A 22061-nucleotide genomic window follows, 5' to 3' on the forward strand; every position below is an offset into this window, starting at 1 on the left:
GTTGAGAAGAAACCCTGCCCTTTGAGGGGATTTTTCATGCCCAGCAACGCTTTCAGGTAAACTGCCCTTTTTGCCAAGGAATTAGCATGACGGTCCCGCGTTTTGATTCAGCCCGCTTTTTAACCAGTGCGCCTCGTCTGGCAGAGTGCCCTGCTGACACCGGCGCCGAGGTGGCTTTTGCTGGCCGCTCGAACGCTGGTAAAAGCAGTGCTCTAAACAGTCTGACACGGAATTCGAAATTAGCCCGTACATCCAAAACGCCGGGTCGCACCCAGTTGATCAATTTTTTTTCGTTATCGTCTGGTGATCATCGCCTGGTCGATTTGCCTGGCTATGGTTACGCCAAGGTCAATCGGGATATGAAAGAGGATTGGGATCGTAATATCGGTGAATACCTGGCTGAACGCACCAGCTTGAAAGGTGTGGTGCTATTAATGGACGTGCGTCATCCGATGACGGACTTCGACGAAATGATGGTGCGTTGGGCGATCGAAACAGAAATGCCGCTGCGGGTGTTGTTGACCAAAGCCGATAAGCTCAAGCGCGGTCCGGCGGCCAGTACGTTTCAGCGCGTGCGGTCTCAGTTGCAGTCTCGGGCCAGCTGGTTGTCGGTGCAGTTATTCAGCTCATTAAAAAAAGACGGTGTGGCTGAACTGGAAACCTGGTTGCGCGGCCAATTGGTCGAAGAGCAGGACGACGAGCAGGGCTGAGTTGTTTTTGATCAGGCCGGGCATGACGCTGCCGGCCGCGGTCGTTATAATGCGCTCCTTTTCCTGAGGTGCTTATGTCGATTCGATTCATCGCCGGTGCGGTTTGTCCGCGTTGTGGCGAAATGGACACCCTCAAGGCTGGCAATGACGGCGACGTTATGGTGCGCGAATGCGTTGAGTGTGGATTTACTGATCGCATCAGCCAAGCGGTTAATGCTCCGACCGAGCTGGATACCCGAGTCAACCAGCCAAACCAGCAAGCGGATACCGAAGCGCAGCCGGTGCGCATTCTCGATCCCCAAACCCCCAGTAAGGATTCCTCTCAGTGACCGACCAGGCCAGCGCAATAAAAGTGGGTATCATCATGGGTTCTCAGTCCGACTGGAGCACCATGAGCCACTGTGCCGATACGTTGAAAGAATTGGGTATTGGCTTCGAAAGCCAGGTGGTGTCGGCGCATCGCACGCCGGATTTATTGTTTGAATACGCTGAAACGGCATTTGATCGAGGCCTGGAAGTGATTATTGCCGGTGCCGGTGGCGCTGCCCATTTGCCGGGTATGTGTGCCGCCAAAACGCATTTGCCGGTGCTCGGCGTGCCAGTGCAAAGCAGTATGCTGTCAGGTGTCGATTCATTGCTGTCCATCGTCCAGATGCCCGCCGGTGTACCAACCGCAACCCTGGCGATTGGTAAAGCCGGTGCTATTAATGCCGCCATTCTGGCAGCCAGCATTTTAAGCAACCACGACGAGTCAGTCCGACAGGCGTTGCTTGATTTCCGCCAACGCCAGACCGATCGCGTTTTGGCTCGGCCGATTCCGGGGGCTTAATGCGCATTGGTGTAATTGGTGGTGGCCAGTTGGGTCGCATGATGGCACAGGCAGGCTTGCCGCTGGATATTCAGTTGAGTTTTCTCGATCCATCGGCCGAGGCCTGTGCCGCCCCGTTCGGAACCCTGATTCAGGGCGCTTATGATGATCCGGCCGCTATCGATCAACTGACCGCCTCGGTCGACAGAGTCACCTTTGAGTTTGAAAGTGTGCCGGCGCAAACCGTGGCGCAAATTGCCGAACACCTGCCGGTGTATCCATCGTCACAAGCCTTGGCGACAGCGCGGGATCGTTGGCTGGAAAAAAGTCTGTTCCAGCAGTTGGGCATCGAAACTGCGCCGTTGGCGGATATCGCCAGCCAGGCGGATCTCGATAAGGCGGTAGCTCGCATCGGCTTACCGGCGGTACTGAAGACCCGCACCCTGGGTTACGACGGCAAGGGTCAGAAAGTATTACGGGATCCAGTCGATGTTGCAGACGCCTTTGCTGAATTGGGCGCTGTGCCCATGATCCTCGAAGGCTTCATTGCTTTCGATTACGAAGTCTCCTGTATCGGCGTTCGTTCGGCCTCGGGCGAGCTGGCGTTTTATCCCTTGGTTCGCAATGAGCATCGCCAGGGCATGCTTTATCGTTCTGAGCCGCTTACCGACCATCCGCTGCAAGCGCAGGCGGAGCAGGCCGTCGGTCAGGTTATGGCGGCGCTGGATTATGTCGGTGTTTTAGCCTTTGAGTTCTTTGTGGTGGGTGATCGCCTGCTGGCCAACGAAATTGCGCCACGGGTGCATAACTCCGGCCACTGGACCATCGAAGGCAGCGTCTGCAGTCAGTTCGAAAACCATTTACGTGCGGTGGCGGATCTGCCCTTGGGTGCCACCCAAACTCGTGGTTCGGTGGCACTTTATAATGTCATTGGTGCTCTGCCGGATCGTCATCAGGTAATGGCCATTGCGGGCGCGCATTGGCATGACTATGGGAAGGCGCCGCGCCGTGGTCGCAAGATCGGGCATATCACCTTGACCGCGACGACCGACGAACAGCTGCAGCAACGTTGTGCTCAGTTGGAAACCTTGTTGCGCAATGAGTTGCCTGACTGAGCTTGTTAACTTAGCTTTTTAACTCAGCTTTCTAACTCAGTAACAGACGCAACCCGTGTTCATGCACCAGGCAGGGCCAATGGATATGGCCATTGGCACCGGGTGTCGCTGCGCTATCAGCAGCCGGCAAGTAACCAACAATTTCCTGTGCTGTCATATCCAGGCGGGTGGCATAGCTGTCGCCGATCAGTGTATGCACCAGCAGATTCGCCAGCGTTGTGTCCCAGCTGATCAAAGGTTGTCCGTGTCGCATTAACAGCTGATCGTGCAGTTCTTCCACCAATCGATGTCCGAAATACACCTTATCCAGTACGCCGACCAAGCCATAATCAAAACGAGACGGTTCAATGGCGGCGAAAAACTGGTCCAGAATGATTAATAACTGCTGACTGACGCTGGCAATATTCAGCGATTGGCACGCCTGATCCACTTCTACCAACAGCACCGGCAATAAGCGGACATAGTCGGTTAGAAATTCCGACAGCCGATGCTCAATATCGCCCTGCTCCGCTGTCAATAATTGCGGATGTTTGCGCTGAAAGGTGGCGATAAATCGGGCCATATTCTGTGCGCCATCGGGCGCATTCAACGCTTGTTGCAGTGCCCTATTGATACGGCTCGACGGCATGGTCGCTGACTCTTCAAAGGGTTGGCGGTCGATTACGGACAGAATTCTGGGGTCGCGCAATTCAGATTGGGACTGGGTGGTATGCGGCAAAGCAGCAGTCTCGATTGAATGATGCGAATAAGTGTAGTTTAAGGTGCTTTTTTTGCCTGTCGAATTTTAGGAATTAAATACAGACGGAAGACACTGAGCATCCAGATTGAGCGTCCGACGAACAGCAATGAAAAACCAAACCAGAGCCAGTGGTTGGTCGGCGGCAGAATAAAGCTGGAGCCGAGAAACAACGCGAAACCAAAGATCACGCCATTGCGCATCTGCTGGGTCATGCGGGCGCCTATAAAGACGCCATCCAGCCAGAATGCGAGCCCCCCAGCCAGCGGCAACGCCACGATCCATGGCAGATAGTGACGCGCCAACTGCTCCAGTTGGGCCTGGCCGGTCAATAAATCGATGATCAAACCTCCACCCAAAGCGAAGCACAGACTCATCACGGTCATCAGCGCCAGGGCCGCCAGGCCAGTCGTCCACAGGACGGTGCGCAGTTGATCGGTACGGCCACGACCGATGGCCAGCCCAACCTGAGCTTCGGAGGCGGCTGCACTGCCATCGAGCGTATTGGAGATCAGCGTCAGAAAGGTTAGCAAAATGGCGTTTGCAGCTAATACATCGTTACCGAATTGGGCGCCCATGCGATTGAACCAGGCAAAACCACTGAGTAATAAAAAGGTACGTAGAAACAGACTGGCGCTGACGGTAAAAATGGCTTTGTAGGCACTGAGCCGTCGCAGCAGCGCCCGATCCAGACCAGGATCAAGCCGTCTGAGTGTGCGTTTGAGCATCAGCAGCACCAAGGCCAGCGCCAGGTATTCACTTAATACGGTGCCCAGCGCAATACCGGCGGTGGTTAACCCAAAGCCGTAAACCAGAATCACATCCAGCACCAGATTGACCATCTGCGCCAGGGAGACGGTGTAGAGACTGATGCGGGTGTTCTGCATGCCGGTGAAGAAACCGAGCAGCATGGTATTGAATATTTGCGCCGGCACGCCCCAGACACGAATGCTTAAATAAAGATGGGCTTCTTCAGTCGCGGCACTCGAAGCATCCATAAAATTGAGGCCGGCAGTAATCAGCCAGGGATGCACAGCAAGCACCAGGCTGATCAGCAGCAGGGCGACCAGGCTGTATTGAGCCAGTTGGGTTCTCAGTAAAGAGGGGCTGCGTGCGCCATAAGCCTGAGAGGTGAAGCCGGACAGGCCCATCGATAGAAAATTGAACCCCCAGAACACAAACGCCATTAAACTGGAACCGAGCGCGACGCCTGCGAGATAAACGCTGTCATCCAAATGACCCAGAACGGCGGTATCCACTAAACCCAGTAGGGGCATGGAGGCGTTGGCCAACATGACCGGCCACATCAGTGACCAGGTTCTGTGCCAAGCGGTGGTGGGAATCGAAATCATCGGGATGTCGCAAAAAAATAGTCCGGTGATGATCCAACTAACGCCTTGTTTTTACAAATGAAATAGGATCAAAGTAGAGCGGTTGGAAGGAGCCCGAGCGCACCCGACGCTTGGGTTTTAAAAACAACCGTGTTTATACTGACTTCGACCGTTTCTGAATCTGGGTAACCGGGACAGCGCCCGAATGACGTCTTCATTTCCGGCTGTGTTTGGCAATAACAGCGAGCTGGAAAATGAGTAGTGTCGGAATGCGGGTTTGAAACATTAAGTAAGCTTCACTCGGTAACGCCCAACTACAATAACAAGGCAGAGGTGAAGGATGCAGAGAAGGCTGCTTCGTGCAGGTGCCGTTATGGCTGCACTGCTTGTGGGGTCTGCGGCCCAAGCTGACTGGCAATTCAACATGCCCAAGGGTGTGACGGACATCAGTCAGGAAGTCTATGGCCTGCACATGCTCATTTTCTGGGTATGCGTGATTATTGGCATCGCCGTGTTCGGGGTGATGTTCTATGCGATGTTCAAACATCGCAAATCAAAAGGCGCGGTATCCGCTAATTTCCACGAAAGTACCAAAGTCGAGTTGGCCTGGACATTGATCCCGGCTGTCGTCATTTTTGCCGTCGGTGTGCGGGCGACCTTTACCCTGGCCGATATGTATGACGTCGACAATGCGGACATGACGGTGGAGGTTACCGGTTATCAATGGCGCTGGCGTTATCGCTACGTCAATGAAGCCGACCCGGACGCCGAAGTCGACTACTTCTCCAGCCTTGCCACCTCCCGAGATGAAATCAATAACCGTCTCGCCAAGAATGAAAACTACCTGCTCGAAGTCGATCAGCCACTGGTGCTGCCGGTGGGCCAAAAGGTGCGTTTTGTTCTGACCGCAGCGGATGTGATCCATTCCTGGTGGGTGCCAGATCTCGCTGTTAAGAAAGATGCGATTCCCGGCATGGCCAACGAAGCCTGGACGGTCATTAATGAACCGGGTACCTATCGTGGCCAATGCACCGAGTTATGTGGCCGCGATCATGGCTTTATGCCGGTCGTGGTTGAAGCCGTACCGCAAGCTGAGTTTGATGAATGGCTGGCCGGTAAGCAGGAAGAAGCCCGCCAGGTGGCTGAACTGACCAATCAGGAATGGACGGTGGAGCAACTGGTCGAACGCGGCCGGGGTGTTTATCAGTCGGCCTGTGCCTCCTGTCACCAACCGGACGGCAGCGGTATTCCAGGTACTTTCCCGGCACTGACCGGCAGCCCGATCGCCACGGGTGATATTCAGGATCACATCGACATCGTTTTCCACGGCAAGCCGGGTACTGCAATGCAGGCCTTTGGTGATCAGTTGAGCCCGGTCGATCTGGCTGCGGTTGTGACGTTTGAGCGAAATGCGTTGGGTAACAGCATGGGCGATATGGTCGAACCTGTTGAAATCCTCAACCTCAGTGCCGGCGAATAAGGAGCAGTGACATGACCACTACTACCCACGATCATGATCATGATCACGCACATCACGGGCCGGCCAAGGGCATAACGCGCTGGCTCTATACCACCAACCATAAAGACATCGGCACGATGTATCTGTGGTTCAGTTTTGCCATGTTCCTGCTGGGCGGCTCATTCGCCATGGTGATCCGGGCAGAACTTTTCCAGCCGGGCCTGCAGTTGGTGCAGCCGGAATTCTTTAACCAGATGACCACCATGCATGGTCTGATCATGGTGTTTGGTGCGGTGATGCCGGCCTTTGTTGGTCTGGCCAACTGGATGATCCCGATGATGGTCGGCGCGCCAGATATGGCGTTGCCACGGATGAACAATCTCAGCTTCTGGATCCTGCCGTTTGCCTTTGCCATGTTGGCGTCCACCCTCTTTATGGATGGTGGTGCGCCCAACTTTGGCTGGACCTTCTACGCACCACTGTCGACGACCTATGCGCCTGACAGCGTGACCTTCTTTATTTTCGCCATTCATATCATGGGTGCTTCTTCGATTATGGGCGCGATCAATATCATCGCGACCATTTTGAACATGCGCGCCCCTGGCATGACGCTGATGAAGATGCCGCTGTTCGTCTGGACCTGGTTGATCACCGCTTATCTGCTGATTGCGGTGATGCCGGTGCTTGCCGGTGTGGTCACCATGATGTTGATGGACATCCACTTCGGAACGGCCTTCTTTAATGCCGCCGGTGGTGGTTCGCCGGTATTGTTCCAGCATGTGTTCTGGTTCTTCGGGCACCCTGAGGTCTACATCATGATCCTGCCGGCCTTTGGTATTGTCTCGGCGATCATTCCTGCCTTTGCCCGCAAACGACTGTTTGGCTATTCGTCCATGGTTTACGCCACGGCATCGATCGCTTTCCTCAGTTTTATTGTCTGGGCGCACCACATGTTCACCGTGGGTATCCCTTTCCTGGGTGAAGCTTTCTTTATGTGGTCGACCATGCTGATTGCGATTCCGACCGGCGTGAAGGTGTTTAACTGGGTGACCACCATGTTCCGTGGCTCGATGACCTTTGAAACGCCGATGTTGTTCGCGGTCTGTTTCGTCATTCTGTTCACCATTGGTGGTTTTTCCGGCTTGATGCTGGCAATGGCTCCGGCCGACTTCCAGTATCACGACACCTACTTTGTTGTGGCTCACTTCCACTATGTGCTGGTGCCGGGTGCGGTCTTCTCCATTATGGCGGCCGTCTACTATTGGCTGCCCAAGTGGAGCGGCAAGATGTACAACGAAACGCTGGGCAAGGTGCATTTCTGGCTGAGCTTCGTTGGTGTAAACGTCCTGTTCTTCCCGCAGCACTTTCTCGGTCTGGCGGGCATGCCGCGACGCATTCCGGATTACGCCCTGCAATTTGCCGACTTCAATATGATCTCGAGCATGGGTGGCTTCCTCTTTGGTGCCAGCCAACTGCTGTTCCTTTATATCGTCGTTAATACCGTCGTAGCGGGTAAACCAGCGCCGGCGAAACCCTGGGACGGCGCAGAAGGTTTGGAATGGACGGTGGATTCTCCAGCGCCTTATCACACCTTTTCGACACCACCGAAGATCGATTGACAGCGCGCTGACCGCTGCGGTGGTCAGGCTTTGAACCCCGGCCGATGGTCGGCCGGGCGAATAAGAATAAGTGGAGATTGCTATGTCCAGCAGTGCCAATCACGAACACTACTACGTGCCAGCGCAAAGTCGCTTGCCGATTTGGATGGCCTTCGCCATGTTCCTCACCGTCTTCGGTTTGGGCAGCATGTTGCGAGATATGTCTAATGGCGCTACCGAATCCAATGCCCAGTGGTTTTTTATTGCCGGCTTCGCCGTTTTGGCCTTTGTGCTCTACAACTGGTTCAGTGAAGTCATTCGGGAAAACCATGCTGGCCTGAACAGTCCGCAGCTTAAGCAATCTTATGTCTGGGGCATGGGCTGGTTTATTTTCTCGGAAGTGATGTTCTTTGCCGCCTTTTTTGGCGCGCTGTTTTATGTGCGTAATCTGGTCGGCCCCTGGCTGGGTGGTGAAGGTGCCAAAGGCGTCTCCAACTATCTGTATCCGGGTTTTGAATTCAGTTGGCCGTTGCTGCACAACCCGGACAATTCAGTTTTCCAAGCGCCGGAGGAAGTCATTCATGCCTTCGGCTTGCCGCTGATCAATACCATCATTCTGGTGGTTTCCAGCGTCACGCTGACCATTGCCCACCATGCCTTAAGAGCACAACACCGGACTCAGTTGAAGGTCTGGTTGGGCATTACTATTTTGCTGGGTATTGCTTTCCTGGTGCTGCAGGCCGAAGAGTACATTGAGGCCTATACCCATCTGGGCTTGACGCTCGATAGCGGTATTTACGGCTCAACCTTCTTTATGTTGACCGGCTTTCACGGTGCTCACGTTACCATCGGTACCTTGATGTTGATTGTTCAGTTCCTGCGGGCGCTGCGCGGACACTTCAAACCGGATGATCATTTTGGCTTCGAGGCGTCGGCCTGGTATTGGCACTTTGTCGACGTGGTCTGGTTGTGTCTTTTCGTCTTGGTCTATTGGATTTGATGACGTAATAAAAGGCGGCCAAGGCCGCCTTTTTAAACCTCAGTACTGGCCAACCCAAGGCGCTTGTTGAGACAGCTCGCCAGTCACAAAACCAATGATCAGTACAACCACTATCAAAGCGGCCAGACTGACGCGAATGGTCAGCAATTTGACCAGCCGTGTTGATTCGGCGTCGTCTCTGAATAAGGAGGTCAGGGCACCACTGAGGGAGACCAACATGGCGATAATCAGCAGTATGAGCACGACTTTTAACAATAGCGCCATTGGACAGGCCCTCTTGATTGGTTGGAAGGGATGTTGAGCTTTCGCCCCGGGTGGCTGTTGACCGTTTTTGTTGCTGTTTTTTTGCCGGTTTTTATCAGCCTGGGCATTTGGCAGCTTAACAGAGCCGAACAAAAAGCCCAGCTAGGTGCCAGCATCGAGGCCGGTCGTCAGGTTGAGCTATTACCCAGCGGGGCCTCACCGCAGTTATATCAACATTACCAACTGACTGGCCAGTTGGATGGCGACCACCTTTGGCTGCTCGATAACCGGACTCATCAGGGTCAGGCTGGCTATGAAGTCTGGGCGCCGATGCTGACTGACGATGGCTGGTATTTGGCTTCGGCCGGCTGGATTGCAGCAACCGCCAGCCGGGACCGATTACCGCAGCTCGACCTACCCGAGACCAGACGTCCCTGGTTGGCGCAGGCAAGGCCGTTAAGCCAATCGGTTGTCCTGGCGGACACTGACATAGCGCGCCACTGGCCACAGGTTATTCAATCGATCGACCCCGATGTTATGGCAGAACAACTGGGGCGGGCTAAGCCGCTTGGATTACTGCAGTTATTGCCCGGCCAGGCGGGCGTGGGTCCGGTAATCTGGATGCCAATTGTTATGACAGCGGAGCGTCATCGTGGTTACGCCGTGCAATGGTTTGCCATGGCCGCAGCGTTGTTGTTGATGTATTTGTATGCGGGGAGGCGTCTCGCCAGAACCGTGAAACATACCCGGCAAGAGGAAGACCAATAATGAGCAAAGCGACCGGAGCGAGTACTCACTCTTCCACAAACTACAGTCGCCTGCAGTTGCTGATTATCCTGCTGACTCCCTTGATTGTAATGGCGTCTGCAACAGGACTTTATTACTCGGGCTGGCTGGTGCCGGACTCTCGGGTTAACCGCGGCGTGCTGTTGGATCCGGTATTGCAGCTTTCCGATCTGGGTCTGGAAATTGACGCCGTGAATCCCGAACGCCAGTGGCTGATGGTGCAGACGTCCTTTGATTGCCAGCAGAGCTGTCTGGAACGCGTTCATACGCAGCGCCAGATTCATGTGTCTTTGGGCAAAGACGAGCCGCGCATGAAGCGTTTGTTGTTGACTTCAACCTCGGGACTGAGTGGTTTGGAAAGCGAGTATCCAGGACTGGATGTTCAACAACATCAGCCGCAGGATTACAGTGCCGCCTTGCTGGAACGTGTGCCTGCCGATTTTGGCGCGCGCGATTTCGTCTTTATTGTCGACCCTCTGGGCAACGTGCCGCTCTACTTCACCCCCGGTAACGACTACAAAGATCAACTGGCGGATATGGAAACACTGCTGGACCTGTCAACGATTGGCTAGGAGCTGTGCATGTTGTCACTGAAAAATGCCAAGCCCGGTTTTCGACTGGCCGCTTTCGCAACCTGTTTTGCCATCGCCGTTGTGGTGTTAGGTGCTTTTACCCGGCTGGTGGATGCCGGCCTTGGCTGTCCCGATTGGCCAACCTGCTATGGTCATGTCTGGGCGCCGCAAAGCGACGCTGAAATCAGCGCTGCCAATGACGCCTATCCGGAACTGCCGGTCGATCTGGAAAAAACCTGGCCGGAAATGGTGCACCGTTACCTGGCTTCGACGCTGGGCTTGTTGATCATCGCGTTGGTGGTGGTGTCTATCCGTAATCGTAAATACCCCGGTCAGCCGCTGAAGTTGCCATTATTGCTGTTGGCTTTGGTTATACTGCAAGGCGCCTTTGGTGCCTGGACGGTAACGCTGCGGCTTTGGCCTCAAGTAGTAACCGCTCACTTACTGGGTGGCTTCCTAACCTTCTCGCTGCTTTGGCTACTGACACTGCGCTTGGGTGGTTCGCGCCCTATTCAGCTGTTTTCGCTGCAACAGCGCGCCCTGCCCCGTGGCCTGGCTGCGTTGGCGTTGACTGTCGTCGTCGTGCAGATTTTTCTCGGCGGTTGGGTGACATCGAATTATGCCGCTCTGGCGTGTCCGGACTTTCCGTTGTGCCAATCGCAAATCTTACCGCAAACTGATTTTGTCGCCGGCTTTGATCTGGCGCATCCCATCGGGCCGAACTATTTGGGTGGGCATTTGGATATACCATCCCGAACGGCAATCCACCTGGCTCACCGAATCGGCGCATTGGTGACCTTGCTGGTGGTGGCCTGGTTGGTGTTGCGGTTGTTTAAGGCTCGGTTTGCGGCCTTGGCCAGTGGCCTTGCCTTGGTGTTAATTGCCCAAATCAGTCTGGGTGTCAGTAATGTGGTTTTTGCTCTGCCATTGGCTGTAGCCGTGCTGCATAACCTCTTCGGCGCCATACTATTGGCCACACTGGTGACAGTGAACTATGAGTTATATCGGGAGGCGAACCATGTCTAAAGTGAGCGCGGTTCAGAAGTTACCCAGCTGGCGTGACTTCCTGGAGATGACCAAACCCAAGGTGGTCCTGTTGATGTTAATTACCGCCTGGGTCGGAATGGCCTTGGCGCCCAAAGCTGATGGCGCCGCCCTTGGGATGGTAATCGGCACTCTGGGTATCGCAGCGCTCGCGGCGGCGGGCGCGGCTTTCAATCATATGCTGGATCGTCAGCTCGATCAGCGTATGGCGCGCACTCACCGTCGTCCCATGGCCACTGGTCGGGTCAGTCTGAATCAGGGGCTGGCCTTTGCCGCCAGCTTGACGGTCGCTGGCTTCGTTATGCTCTATGCCTGGGTCAATGCTCTGACCGCCTGGCTGACGCTGGCGTCCATGGTTGGCTACGCTGTCATCTATACGGTCTTCTTAAAACGAGCGACGCCGCAGAACATTGTGATCGGTGGTTTGGCCGGTGCTATGCCACCTTTATTAGGCTGGACCAGCGTTTCCGGTCAGATTGGCGCCATGCCGTTGCTGCTGGTGCTGATTATCTTCGCCTGGACGCCACCGCATTTCTGGGCGCTGGCTATTCACCGCATTAAAGACTATCAAAATGCGGATGTTCCGATGATGCCGGTGACTCATGGTGTGGCCTATACCAAGATCAATGTCTGGCTGTATTCGTGGTTGCTGTTAGCGATTTCCATGTTGCCATTCGCGACTTTGAAGGCCGGTCCGATTTACGCTCTGTGTGCCTTTGTATTGGGTGCGCGTTATCTGCAATGGAACTGGTGGTTGTTGACCGATCGCCGTCCGGACGCGGCCTGGGGATCCTTTCGTTTTTCCATCACCTATCTGCTGTTACTCTTTGTCGCCTTATTGGTTGATTACAGCGTAAGAGCCTGGTTATGACATCGAGTCCAAAAACCGGCGCTGACCAACAGCGCCGTGGTGCACTCAGAACCGCGTTAATTCTGTTTGCGATTGTGATGGTTGTTTTTGTCGCCGCCATTCTAAGAACCACCCTGGCGGGACCGGACCTGGTCAGCGCTTTGGAAGCGCACAATACGCTCTATTTTGAAGATCCGCGCCCGGTGCCAGCGGTTGAATTGATCGATCATAACGGCGCTACTATCCAGACCGGCCAGTTGGATGATGGCCAGTGGCGATTGATCAATTTCGGTTACACCTTTTGCCCGGATATCTGCCCGACCAATATGGCCGACCTGGCAAATGCCTACCGCGGTTTGACCGACGATGGACTGAGTGAGCAGTTGGACGTATGGATGATCACCGTCGACCCGGCTCGGGATTCAGCCGATCGCCTGGCCCAGTACGTACCCTTCTTTCACGCGGACTTTATCGGTCTGACCGGCGATGAGGCCAATGCCATTCAGCCTTTGGCGCGCCAGCTCAATACAGTGTTCTATCCGGAAGGTGACGGTGATGTTTACACCGTTGCCCACAGTGACAACCAGGCGGTGATAAATCCTGACGGTGAATATGTTGCGTTGATTCGCCCACCGCACAGCCCACAGCAATATCGCGAAGTGATGCGTTTGTTGATCGAAAACGACTAACGTTTTAACGCCGGGGCTTGTCCCCGGCTCTGCCAGCGCCATAACCATTCCGTTGGACCCAGCCGGAAAGTCCGCAGCCACAGCGTCGTCAACACGGCGTTTGCCATCCAGATGCCAATTGTTACCAAAACCAACTGACTAAAAGACAGTTGCTCAAACCAACCCAATCCAAAGCCATAGAACAGCGTCGTCGCGATCACGCTTTGCAGCAGGTAATTACTCAGTGCTGTCTTGCCAATGGCTTCCAACAGACGTGCTAAACCATGTTGCGGCCATCGCCGCCAGAACAGTATCGCCAGGCATAGAATGCTCAGGCAGAGACAAGCGGCACCGAAGTAGCTGAAAAAGCCGCGCCCCACAACCATTCGTGCTGGATCAAAATTGCTGCCGGCTTGATAGAGGTAACCCAGCGCTTTTAACAGCAACCCAGATGGCAAAATAATGCTTAGCAGTAAGAGGTAGCGCTGAGATGACCATTGTCCGGCCGCCAGACCCAGACGGTATAAGGCCATACCAATCAACATCCAGCCGGAGACAAACCAGAAGGTGCCAAATGGCAGCCCCAGATAATGCGACTTCAGCGTTCGTTCGAAGCGCCAATGCTGGTTATCCCACCAACTGCCGAGCAAGGCATTGATCTCAGTTTGCAAAGCCTGGGGGTCGGCAGCATAAGCTGCACCTCGTACTTCTGCAGGAACCAGGCTCATTTCCAGTAGGCTCAGCGCGGGGATAAATGCCAAAAAAGCCAATCCAACTTGTAACTGCGTACGGGTTTTCCAATAGACAGCGGGAGCCAGGATCCAGGCAGCAATGGCATAGGCGACCAGAATATCGCCGCTCCAGATCAGATAGGCGTGGATCAGCCCAATCACTAACAGACCCAGACTTCTTCGGCGTTGTTGTTTAACCGGGTTTTGTTCGGCGGCCAGATTACGCTCGGCCAATACCCAGATGCCGATGCCAAAGAGACAAGACAGCAGGCTGACAAAAACCTGCTCGGCAAAAAAATAGCCCAAGGCATGTAACCAACGGTCGGCCAACGACAATGGCTCAAGGATGTTGGGTATTAAGTAGGCGCGCTCGACCCGGGCAAAAGCTTGAATATTCATGATCAGGATGCCGAGGATAGCGATGCCGCGTAAGCCATCAATAAACGCCAATCGCTGACTGATTGCCGGGCTGTTTCCATTTGCAGTCAATTACTGCGCCCCGCTGGTGGTGCGAATCCGCTGCAGATCGATACAGAGTTGGTTGGCGCCAATCAGCAGGCTGGGTGTGGGCCGATGCAGTACATCGGCATCGGTACTGATCAGTGCATCTGTCTGAACCGCCTGCAATTGGGTCCACTGACGCCACAAGTCCGGGCTGTCGGTCACGATCACATCTGGATTGGCCGCAAAGACCGCCTCCAGACTGACCTGAGGCGACAGCACTGGCAGATCGGCGAAAACATTCCGGCCGCCGCACAGTTCGATCACATCGCTGATATAGGAATCGCCATTCAGGGTATAGATGGGCTCATGCCAGACTTCGTAAAAGACGCTCAGTTCGGATCGGTTCGCATAGCGTTGTTGCAATGCTGCGATAGCGGCTTCGAAATCGCTGGCCGCGGCGTTGGCACTGTCGACCTGGGCGGTCAGTTGCCCAAGATCGCGCATCGCCTGGGCAATGGCATCGAAGCGCTGTGGATCGCTGAAAAACACCGGAATGCCCAGTTCGATAAGCCGATCCACCTGAGCGCGAGCGGGGCCTGTTGGGTAAGCAATGATGAGGTCGGGCTCGAGCATCAGGATGGCCTCGCTGTTCAGGCTGTTGTAATCCCCAACTCTGGGCTTGGCTTTGGCGGCTTCGGGATAGTCGGCATAGCGGACCGTGGCGATTAACTGATCCTGAGCGTTGATGTCGTAAAGCAATTCGGTGGCGTGGGGAACCAGACTGATCACTCCCTGGGCTGGCGCCTCAAGCTGTACAGTGCGACCTAGATCATCGGTTAAACGAATCTCGGCAGAGACCTGGCCGATCAAGACACAAAAACACAGCAGTAAGATTCTCATGACAACTCTTAAACTAGGAGGCAAGGCCGCAGCTTGGGCCGGGTCGCTCGATACTAGGCAATGCCAACCGCGCCATCAAGGTAGGCTGGGCAGTCCGGAGGGGCTGTGTCATGATGCGGCAGCACTGCCGTTGAGGATCTACAGATGCTGCCACTCTATCCTGAGATTCGCCCCTTTGATCGCCAGTGGCTAAGCGTCAGTGACGGTCATCGCCTCTATGTTGAGCAGGCTGGCACAGCGGGAGCCTTGCCGGTGGTCGTGGTTCACGGCGGTCCCGGCGCTGGATTTTCTGAGCAGCTGCGGCGATTTTTCGATCCGGAACACTTTCATATCATTCTCTACGATCAGCGGGGGGCGGGTCGTTCAGAACCGCACGCCGAATTGAATCAGAACGACAGTCAGCACCTGGTCGAGGATTTGGAAGCCCTGCGCCAGCATCTCGGCCTGGAAAGCTGGGTGTTGTTTGGTGGCAGCTGGGGCGCAACCCTGTCGCTGTTGTACGCTCAAACCTATCCGCATCGCTGCCGGGCATTAGTACTGCGTGGCGTCTTTCTCGGCCGGCCGCTGGATGTTGACTGGCTGTATGGCGGTGGTGCGGGTCGCTATTTTCCGGAAGAGTGGGCGCGCTTTATCGAACCGGTATCAGGTTTGACCGGTCGAGCTTTGATCGATGCCTACGCCGAACTGTTCAATGGCAGCAACGATCTGGCGCGAGTGGGCGCTGCCAAAGCCTGGGCGCGTTGGGAGGCGGTCAATGCGTCCTTGCGACCGAGCCAACAGTCGCTGGATTACTTCACCTCGACGCATGTCGCGCTCAGTTTGGCGCGCATTACCTGCCACTACATTCAGCATCAGTTTTTTATGCAGCCGGACCAGCTGTTACAGCAGGCGCACCGTTTGGCGGGCATTCCCGGCTATATCGTTCAGGGTCGCTATGACATGGTTTGCCCGCCGGACCAGGCCTGGCAGTTGGCGCAGCAATGGCCGGATGCTGAGCTGGACCTGGTGCGCGAAGGCGGACATTCAGGTTTTGATCCGGCCATGGTCGACGCCCTGATTCGCGCCACCCAGAACGTTGCACAACGCTTTGGTCAGGGTGATGAGGAGGCTTGAGCGATGAAAGCACTGATACAACGGGTCCGTCACGCCGGCGTTGAGGTTGACGGAGAATCCATTGCGGCTATCGACCAGGGCATGCTGGTGTTGGTCGGCATCGATAAAGGCGATGAGATCGACCGGGTTGAAAAGATGGCGCACAAGCTGTTGAACTACCGCATCTTTGCCGATGCCGAAGACCGCATGAACCTCAATGTCCAGGACATTGGCGGCGCCTTGCTGCTCGTCTCACAGTTCACGCTCTCAGCCGATACCAATAAAGGTTTGCGGCCCAGCTTCACTTCGGCGGCGCCACCGGCCGATGGTGAACGCATCTTTGATGCTTTGGTGGCTCAGATTCGCCACCAGTATGACCGGGTCCAGACTGGGCAATTTGGCGCCAATATGCAGATCGAACTGCTCAACGATGGGCCGGTGACATTCCTGTTAGAAGTGAACTGACAGGACGCAAGCGACACCTTTTGGTCGTCGCCGGGGCATGGATTGGACTAAACTGAACGGATGATCAGGAAAAGGTTTAACCGGTGACGTCATCCGGCCGCGACTTCGGACAGCTGTTGAAAACAGCCTGGGCACAAATGGTTAGCGACCCTTTGGCCGCCCAGACTTTGATCGACCAGGCTCGAACAATGGTCGAACCGTCCGAACAGGAGAGCATAGAGCTCGATTTCCATTCCGGCTGGTGCCTGATCTTCCAAGGCGAATATCTCAAATCACTGACGCTTTTCTCCAATGCGCTGGCGCTGGCTGAGCGCCTCAATGCGGTGGATCCGACGATGCGGATCTGCAATGGCATTGGCATGGCCTATTACAACCTGGGCCGATATGGTTTGGCTGAGCGTTATTACGAACGTTCTCTCGAGCTGAATCAGCAGGTTGGTAATAGCAACGGCATCTTTGCGGCTTTGTTAAATCAGGCGCTGCTGCACTTCCAAACCGATGATCTGGATACCGCCGAGCGGCTGCTTAACCGTGCCCTGGGCAGCGATACTCGCGAGGTGTCGCTGGAAAACCTGGGGGAAGCCGCACTGTTGCAGGCCAACCTGCATTCCAAGCGCTCTGCATTCGATGATGCCCTTCTGGGCTGCCGCGCGGCGTTAAAGTTTGCTCAGCAGTTAAATTACTGGCATCTGGAAATTCAGGCGTTGATTGCCGTAGCGCGCTGTCAGCGATTACAGGGTCGGTTGGTTGAGGCTGAAACCACTTTAATGGTAACAATCGACCACCCTGAGTTTGATCGCGAAGGTGTGTCGGGTTTGTCGGCTTATATCGAGCTGGCTAAAGTTCGCGCCAGTCAGGGGCGTTTCGCTTTGGCGGTTATGGCGGTTCGTACTGGTTTGAAGCGATCAGCCACACCGACGTTCAGCCTCACTCAGCTGCGGGCGTTGGAAGTCTTGTCGATCTGTCTGGAGCAAGGTGGCAAGTATCAGGCCTCGATGCGCGTTCTGCGCCGGGCTCTGGATGTTGAGCGTAAGCTGCAGGACCAGGATATGCGCCGGCAATTTGAGGTGCGGCAACTGCAAGCCAAGATTGATGAACAACGCCTGGAAAACCAGATCACCGATCACGAGAACCGTTTACTGAAAGCCACCCAGGCGCGACTGCAGTTGATTAATGACTTATCGCGTGAGCTGGCGTCGACCCTGGCGTTGGAAGACATCGCGCCCAAGCTGTACGACATCGTCTCCCAGCGTCTGGATGTGCACTTTGTTTCTCTGGCGTTAAATCACCCGGCTCGCCAAGGCGTTGAGTTTGTCAGCATCATCGACAATGGCCAGCCGGTTCCGGCTTATTGCATTCCTTATCGGGTAACTGAGAGCCGGGCGGTGCAAACCGCTCGCAGTGGCGATCCTATTCTTGTCGGCGATGAAACCGGTAAAGCCGGCGTTAACTGGGTCGGCGACAGTCAGATTTTGCCGCGCAGCCAACTGTTTATGCCGTTAGTGCACAATCGCCAGGTGCTGGGGTTATTCTCGCTGCAGAGCCGGTTTGCCGACCGTTTCAGCCAGGAAGAGTTGGAGCTGCTGAAATCATTGGCGCCATTTGTTGCCATTACTCTGAGTAACGCCGTCAGCCATCAACGCTTGTTTGAATTGAACCAGGCGCTGACCCATGAAAAAACCCAAATGGAAACGGCTCAGGCACGGATCGAACATATGGCGCACCACGATACCCTGACCGGCTTGCCTAACCGGCGGCTGTTGTCCGAATTTGTGGATGCCAAGATTCAGGATGCGGCCGAGGCTCGCCGAACCTTTTACCTGGTTTATATTGATCTGGATGGCTTCAAACCGATCAACGATCGTCATGGTCATCGTATTGGTGATCAGGTATTGGTGGTGTTGGGCAAGCGCTTGTCGCAGTCGCTGCGAAAAGCGGATTTTGCGGCTCGGGTAGGAGGCGATGAATTTATTATCATCATTGATGATATGCAGCCGGCTCAGCAGGTGAGTGGGTTTGTTAAACGTATTCTGTCGGTCATCGAACAGCCGCTGAAGATTGGTGATGACACGCTGCACTTATCGGCCAGCATCGGTGTGGCCAAGTACGAAGACCACGGTCAGAGCCTGGATGAACTGATGCATCATGCCGACCAGGCTATGTACGACATTAAACGCTCTGGTAAAGGTGGTGTGGCCTTTGCGGATGCTAAAAAACTGGGCTGAGCACTCAGCTGCTGAAGCTGACGATCTTCAGAGCCAGACTGGCCACCAGAGCCAAACAACCTAACCAGCACCAGAACACCAGCCCCTCCCAGAACCGTCTCAACCGGTTACCCAAACCGGCTTTCGGCGCAGCTTGTGGACGACTCATCGACACCAAAATGCCGAACAGCACAACGCTCAGGCCGCACACCAGAGCAATAAACAGTAACCCTGTGTCGGTTTGGGGTCGCCATACTGCGACACCGAGCAAGGCGGGAAAACACAGGATACCGAGCCCGAGCAACCATCCCGCCGCGGGTTTAACCGGATAGAGGGTGCGTAGTAACCGATCCTGAAAACGAAACATGAGGAACTCCACGAGTGGATGACGACGAACCGCCGTCCACTCTGTCGGTTCGGATCAGCCCTGTAAAGGCGTGCTGGTTGCCTGTTCAAGAAAGGACTTCATCCACTGAGCAATGCGTTCTCCCTGATGCTCTTCGTCCAGGCTGGCGCGAATGCGCGCCATCTGCTCACTGCTGACATCGTCTTCACGGTACTCAAGCAAGGCGCGTTCATAGTCCTTGCTGAATTCCGGATGTCCTTGGAAACACAGCACCTGGTCGGGAATAAAGAAGGCAGCCAGCGGACAGAAACTGTTGCTGAGCAGAGGTTTTGCGCCTGGCGGCAAGGCGGTCACCTGGTCACGATGACTGACCAGCAGACTGACGCTCTGGTCGCTGTCGATAAAGTCAGGCTGTTCATCCAACTGGTAATGCATCACCCCTAACCCCCAGCCGGAACCCGCGCGTTCCGCGCGGCCGCCCAGAGCGTGTGCCAGCAGTTGATGACCAAAACAGATACCAACCAGCGGCTTGCCTGCTTCGAACAACTGGCGGGAGTAGTCACGCAAACGCACGATCCAAGCGTCGTCGGCGAAGGCATCGTGCTTACTGCCGGTGATCAGGAACGCATCGAAGTCGTCGATTGTATCCGGATACTCACCCTGAATGACCGAGAAGATGGGCATTTCCCAATCGACATCAACACGGTCAAAGAGTTGCTGAAACATCCGGCCATAGCCGATATAGGTTGGCTGCAGATTGTCACGCAGGATATCGGTTTCCAGAATGGCCACTTTCATAGAGAGACTCCGAACAGTTGGAATGCCTGATTCTAATCAATCAACGCTGCAGCAGGTAGTCGATAACCGGTGTCATGTTGGCCAGATCAGGATGATGGCTGTGATGAATCAGATAGAGCGGTAATTGAGTTGTTGCCAGGTCGGATCTGAGCTGCCAGTCATCTAGGTCGAGCAGATTTTCCGGTAACAGAGCTGCGCCCCGGTAACGTTGTATCCAATTCATTGCCAATTGCAGGTCAGTGGTTTGCAGGCTGGGAATGGCACTGAGCTCGGCTCCGGGATGGATGGGCAACTGTGGCGCCCAATCGATCTGGACATAGGCTTGTTCCAGGGCCGTTTCAGTGGCTGTGTTTTTGGCGCTGGCGAGCGTTAGCGTCAAAGGGGTCAGCAAGCGGCTGGTGAGTTCATCCACTTTAAGAGGCACTGGCAATATCGCCAGATCCAGACTGCGTTCCAGTAAGCGCCGGCTGATTTGATCGGGTGTGAGGGTTTCGCTGCGCCAATAGCGGTCGGCCAGTTGATGGTGCATATCCGCCAGCGCCGAACCCAGCCAGGACGTCCAGATGGCTGAGGTTGTGGCCAAACTCATCGTAGCCGCTCGATCCTGTTGGCTGGCGACATCCTGCCGTGCCTGTTCCCAGCTGCTTAAGATGCTCTCGGCGTGATGGCGTAGGCGTTCGCCAGCGGCGGTCAGCTGCAGGTTGTTGCGATGGCGCACAAAGAGTGTTGTGCCGAGTTGGTTTTCCAACTGCCGAATGCGAAAACTGACCGCCGACTGTGTCAGATAGAGGTTGCTGGCCGCGTGACCGAAATGCCGGGTCTGGCAGACTTCCAAAAAAGTTTTCAACTGTTGCAGATCCAAGGCTGGCTCCTCGCCTTGCGAAGTGCTGTGTGATCACAGCGCCTTCATTCGTTGATCAAAAGACTGCATCGACGGGGCAAAAATTACTCGTTTTACACTCGGTCGTACAGACCTTATGAATGCGCGCATGTAAGCAGGACTGCGGAGGTTGTCATGTCCCAAGCAATCAGCCCTGAAGGCTACACTCTCTTTAAGGCATTCACCGATAACCGTCATTACCCTTATGGTCTGGAGCGGTCTGGTGATTTCTCCATCCGTGAAGCAGAACTGCTGAGGCGTTTGGGGGAGACTTTTCGTCGTCTCGAGGTGGGTGAGCACCAGGCCGTTAATGAAGTCGAACAACAGTTTCTGAAGATGATTCGTGGCGAGAAAGAAGCCACCACCGACTGCGAAAAACTCTGGCTGAAATATCGCGCCCGGGTGGAAGGCAAGTCGCGGGCATCGTTCTCGTTCACTGCCAGTTACTATTACGCCAAAGGTGCCAACAACAGCGTCTCACCGGATGATGATTTTTCCGCCGACTTTGGCGATTGATAAGGGTGGTCGACTGCGGCGACGGAATTAAAAAAGGCGGCCATCGGCCGCCTTTGTTTATTATGTTGGGAATTCACTGCCCCGCGACAATCGCTTCGAGGCTGATTTCCACCCGTCGGTTGGCCGAGCGACCCGTTTCGGTTTCGTTGCTGGCAACCGGTCGGGCTTCGCCATAACCGATGGCGGCAACCCGCTCATAGGCGACGCCGTTTTTCAAGAACACTTCTGCGACGCTTGAGGCGCGTTGTTCGGACAACAACTGGTTATAGCTGTCGCTGCCGGTGCTGTCGGTATGACCTTCCACTGTGACCAGAGTGTTCTCGTATTCCTGCAGCACCTTGGCGACAGATTCGAGAGTGTCGGTAAACTGGGCTTTGACCGTCGAGCTATTGGTATCGAAGGTAATGTTGCCCGGCATGATCAGATCAATCTGGCCTTCTTCGGTGCGTCTTACCTGAACACCACTGTCGACCAATTCCCGGCGCAGCTCGGCCTCCTGGCGATCCATATAAAGCCCGACCCCACCGCCAGCAACACCGCCGATGCCGGCGCCAATCAGGGCGCGACGCATGCGTTCGTCCTTGGGTGCCGTGGCCGCTCCCAGAACGGCGCCGAGTAAACCGCCGGCAATGGCGCCGCGCGAGGTGTTATTGATCTGGTTTTCGCCAGTAAAGGCTTCCAGCGAAGTACAGCCGGTCAGGATGGCGCTGCTCAGCGCCAATGGCCAGCACAACGTCTGCCAGGTTTTCATCAATGGGTTCCTCC

The 22061-nt window shown here is 55.1% G+C and carries 25 protein-coding genes; 16 read left to right on the forward strand and 9 right to left on the reverse strand.

Features of this window, described 5'->3' with window-relative positions; genetic code table 11:
- The first annotated feature begins 86 nt into the window (after positions 1-86).
- From yihA to ACXAE6_RS05650, 4 genes are all read left to right on the forward strand, one after another.
- Positions 87-710, forward strand: coding sequence for a ribosome biogenesis GTP-binding protein YihA/YsxC (yihA, locus tag ACXAE6_RS05635; RefSeq protein ID WP_475145566.1), 624 nt, complete (start codon positions 87-89; stop codon positions 708-710).
- Between the two features lie 74 nt (positions 711-784).
- Positions 785-1039, forward strand: a complete 255-nt coding sequence (locus tag ACXAE6_RS05640) for a YheV family putative zinc ribbon protein (RefSeq protein WP_108163637.1) — start codon at positions 785-787, stop codon at positions 1037-1039.
- Complete coding sequence (purE, locus tag ACXAE6_RS05645; RefSeq protein ID WP_475145569.1) at positions 1036-1539, forward strand: 5-(carboxyamino)imidazole ribonucleotide mutase; 504 nt, start codon at positions 1036-1038, stop codon at positions 1537-1539. Before ACXAE6_RS05640 ends, purE begins: the two co-directional genes overlap by 4 nt.
- Complete coding sequence (locus tag ACXAE6_RS05650) at positions 1539-2633, forward strand: 5-(carboxyamino)imidazole ribonucleotide synthase (RefSeq protein ID WP_475145572.1); 1095 nt, start codon at positions 1539-1541, stop codon at positions 2631-2633. The genes purE and ACXAE6_RS05650 overlap by 1 nt, the downstream gene beginning before the upstream one ends.
- Before the next feature lie 31 nt (positions 2634-2664).
- Here ACXAE6_RS05650 and ACXAE6_RS05655 read toward each other — a convergent pair whose 3' ends face one another.
- Together ACXAE6_RS05655 and ACXAE6_RS05660 are read right to left on the reverse strand one after the other, a co-directional pair.
- Positions 2665-3261 carry a hypothetical protein gene (locus ACXAE6_RS05655; protein WP_475145574.1) on the reverse strand — a complete coding sequence of 199 codons (597 nt, stop codon included), beginning with the start codon at positions 3259-3261 and terminating at the stop codon, positions 2665-2667.
- A 128-nt stretch (positions 3262-3389) separates the two neighbouring features.
- Positions 3390-4721 (reverse strand): MATE family efflux transporter, encoded by a 1332-nt coding sequence (locus ACXAE6_RS05660; RefSeq protein WP_475145576.1) that lies wholly within the window; start codon positions 4719-4721, stop codon positions 3390-3392.
- Between the two features lie 352 nt (positions 4722-5073).
- On the opposite strand from ACXAE6_RS05660, the gene coxB reads away from it, so the two are divergent.
- The 3 genes from coxB to ACXAE6_RS05675 all read left to right on the forward strand — a co-directional run bounded on the left by coxB (position 5074) and on the right by ACXAE6_RS05675 (position 8757).
- Positions 5074-6180, forward strand: a complete 1107-nt coding sequence (coxB, locus tag ACXAE6_RS05665) for a cytochrome c oxidase subunit II (RefSeq protein WP_475145579.1) — start codon at positions 5074-5076, stop codon at positions 6178-6180.
- A gap of 11 nt (positions 6181-6191) precedes the next feature.
- Positions 6192-7778: a cytochrome c oxidase subunit I gene (gene ctaD, locus ACXAE6_RS05670; RefSeq protein ID WP_392797587.1), complete on the forward strand. Its 1587-nt coding sequence runs from the start codon at positions 6192-6194 to the stop codon at positions 7776-7778.
- An 82-nt stretch (positions 7779-7860) separates the two neighbouring features.
- Positions 7861-8757: a cytochrome c oxidase subunit 3 gene (locus ACXAE6_RS05675; RefSeq protein WP_475145582.1), complete on the forward strand. Its 897-nt coding sequence runs from the start codon at positions 7861-7863 to the stop codon at positions 8755-8757.
- Positions 8758-8796: 39 nt separating this feature from the next.
- Here ACXAE6_RS05675 and ACXAE6_RS05680 read toward each other — a convergent pair whose 3' ends face one another.
- Positions 8797-9021 (reverse strand): DUF2909 domain-containing protein, encoded by a 225-nt coding sequence (locus tag ACXAE6_RS05680; RefSeq protein WP_392797583.1) that lies wholly within the window; start codon positions 9019-9021, stop codon positions 8797-8799.
- A gap of 33 nt (positions 9022-9054) precedes the next feature.
- Here ACXAE6_RS05680 and ACXAE6_RS05685 point away from each other — a divergent pair, with 33 nt between their 5' ends.
- The 5 genes from ACXAE6_RS05685 to ACXAE6_RS05705 are packed head-to-tail and all read left to right on the forward strand — an operon-like array spanning position 9055 to position 12941.
- Positions 9055-9768: an SURF1 family protein gene (locus ACXAE6_RS05685; RefSeq protein ID WP_475145586.1), complete on the forward strand. Its 714-nt coding sequence runs from the start codon at positions 9055-9057 to the stop codon at positions 9766-9768.
- Positions 9768-10358 (forward strand): hypothetical protein, encoded by a 591-nt coding sequence (locus ACXAE6_RS05690; RefSeq protein ID WP_475145589.1) that lies wholly within the window; start codon positions 9768-9770, stop codon positions 10356-10358. The genes ACXAE6_RS05685 and ACXAE6_RS05690 overlap by 1 nt, the downstream gene beginning before the upstream one ends.
- Positions 10359-10367: 9 nt before the next feature.
- A complete protein-coding gene (locus ACXAE6_RS05695) occupies positions 10368-11384 on the forward strand; it encodes a COX15/CtaA family protein (protein ID WP_475145592.1) in 1017 nt (338 codons plus the stop codon).
- A complete protein-coding gene (gene cyoE / locus ACXAE6_RS05700; protein ID WP_475145594.1) occupies positions 11377-12273 on the forward strand; it encodes a heme o synthase in 897 nt (298 codons plus the stop codon). The genes ACXAE6_RS05695 and cyoE overlap by 8 nt, the downstream gene beginning before the upstream one ends.
- Entirely contained in the window at positions 12270-12941 is a 672-nt protein-coding gene (locus ACXAE6_RS05705) for an SCO family protein (RefSeq protein ID WP_475145596.1), read from the forward strand. The genes cyoE and ACXAE6_RS05705 overlap by 4 nt, the downstream gene beginning before the upstream one ends.
- Here the strand turns inward: ACXAE6_RS05705 and ACXAE6_RS05710 are convergent.
- Together ACXAE6_RS05710 and ACXAE6_RS05715 are read right to left on the reverse strand one after the other, a co-directional pair.
- Positions 12938-14140 carry a DUF418 domain-containing protein gene (locus ACXAE6_RS05710; protein WP_475145600.1) on the reverse strand — a complete coding sequence of 401 codons (1203 nt, stop codon included), beginning with the start codon at positions 14138-14140 and terminating at the stop codon, positions 12938-12940. The two genes, ACXAE6_RS05705 and ACXAE6_RS05710, sit on opposite strands and share 4 nt — an antisense overlap.
- Positions 14141-14995: a cobalamin-binding protein gene (locus ACXAE6_RS05715; RefSeq protein WP_475145601.1), complete on the reverse strand. Its 855-nt coding sequence runs from the start codon at positions 14993-14995 to the stop codon at positions 14141-14143.
- 144 nt (positions 14996-15139) lie between these two features.
- Here ACXAE6_RS05715 and pip point away from each other — a divergent pair, with 144 nt between their 5' ends.
- The 3 genes from pip (at position 15140) to ACXAE6_RS05730 (ending at position 18777) form a co-directional block, all read left to right on the forward strand.
- Entirely contained in the window at positions 15140-16108 is a 969-nt protein-coding gene (pip, locus tag ACXAE6_RS05720) for a prolyl aminopeptidase (protein ID WP_475145604.1), read from the forward strand.
- Between the two features lie 3 nt (positions 16109-16111).
- A complete protein-coding gene (gene dtd / locus ACXAE6_RS05725) occupies positions 16112-16552 on the forward strand; it encodes a D-aminoacyl-tRNA deacylase (RefSeq protein ID WP_392797568.1) in 441 nt (146 codons plus the stop codon).
- Positions 16553-16740: 188 nt separating this feature from the next.
- Positions 16741-18777, forward strand: coding sequence for a diguanylate cyclase domain-containing protein (locus ACXAE6_RS05730; protein WP_475145608.1), 2037 nt, complete (start codon positions 16741-16743; stop codon positions 18775-18777).
- Between the two features lie 4 nt (positions 18778-18781).
- Here the strand turns inward: ACXAE6_RS05730 and ACXAE6_RS05735 are convergent, their stop codons facing one another.
- The 3 genes from ACXAE6_RS05735 to ACXAE6_RS05745 are packed head-to-tail and all read right to left on the reverse strand — an operon-like array spanning position 18782 to position 20762.
- Positions 18782-19123 carry a hypothetical protein gene (locus tag ACXAE6_RS05735; protein ID WP_475145611.1) on the reverse strand — a complete coding sequence of 114 codons (342 nt, stop codon included), beginning with the start codon at positions 19121-19123 and terminating at the stop codon, positions 18782-18784.
- Between the two features lie 54 nt (positions 19124-19177).
- The gene (locus tag ACXAE6_RS05740) at positions 19178-19900 is read right to left on the reverse strand and encodes a glutamine amidotransferase-related protein (protein ID WP_475145614.1); all 723 of its coding nucleotides are present in this window, start codon (positions 19898-19900) and stop codon (positions 19178-19180) included.
- A gap of 40 nt (positions 19901-19940) precedes the next feature.
- Positions 19941-20762, reverse strand: coding sequence for a LysR family transcriptional regulator (locus ACXAE6_RS05745; RefSeq protein ID WP_475145617.1), 822 nt, complete (start codon positions 20760-20762; stop codon positions 19941-19943).
- A gap of 153 nt (positions 20763-20915) precedes the next feature.
- Between ACXAE6_RS05745 and ACXAE6_RS05750 the strand changes: the two genes are divergently transcribed.
- On the forward strand, positions 20916-21296 hold the full coding sequence (locus tag ACXAE6_RS05750) for a MaoP family protein (protein ID WP_392797560.1): 381 nt from the start codon (positions 20916-20918) through the stop codon (positions 21294-21296).
- 73 nt (positions 21297-21369) lie between these two features.
- Here the strand turns inward: ACXAE6_RS05750 and ACXAE6_RS05755 are convergent, their stop codons facing one another.
- Positions 21370-22047, reverse strand: a complete 678-nt coding sequence (locus ACXAE6_RS05755; RefSeq protein WP_392797559.1) for a YiaD family glycine zipper/OmpA-like lipoprotein — start codon at positions 22045-22047, stop codon at positions 21370-21372.
- Positions 22048-22061: the final 14 nt, after the last annotated feature.

This window comes from Saccharospirillum sp. ABV4_185 (assembly GCF_056159245.1).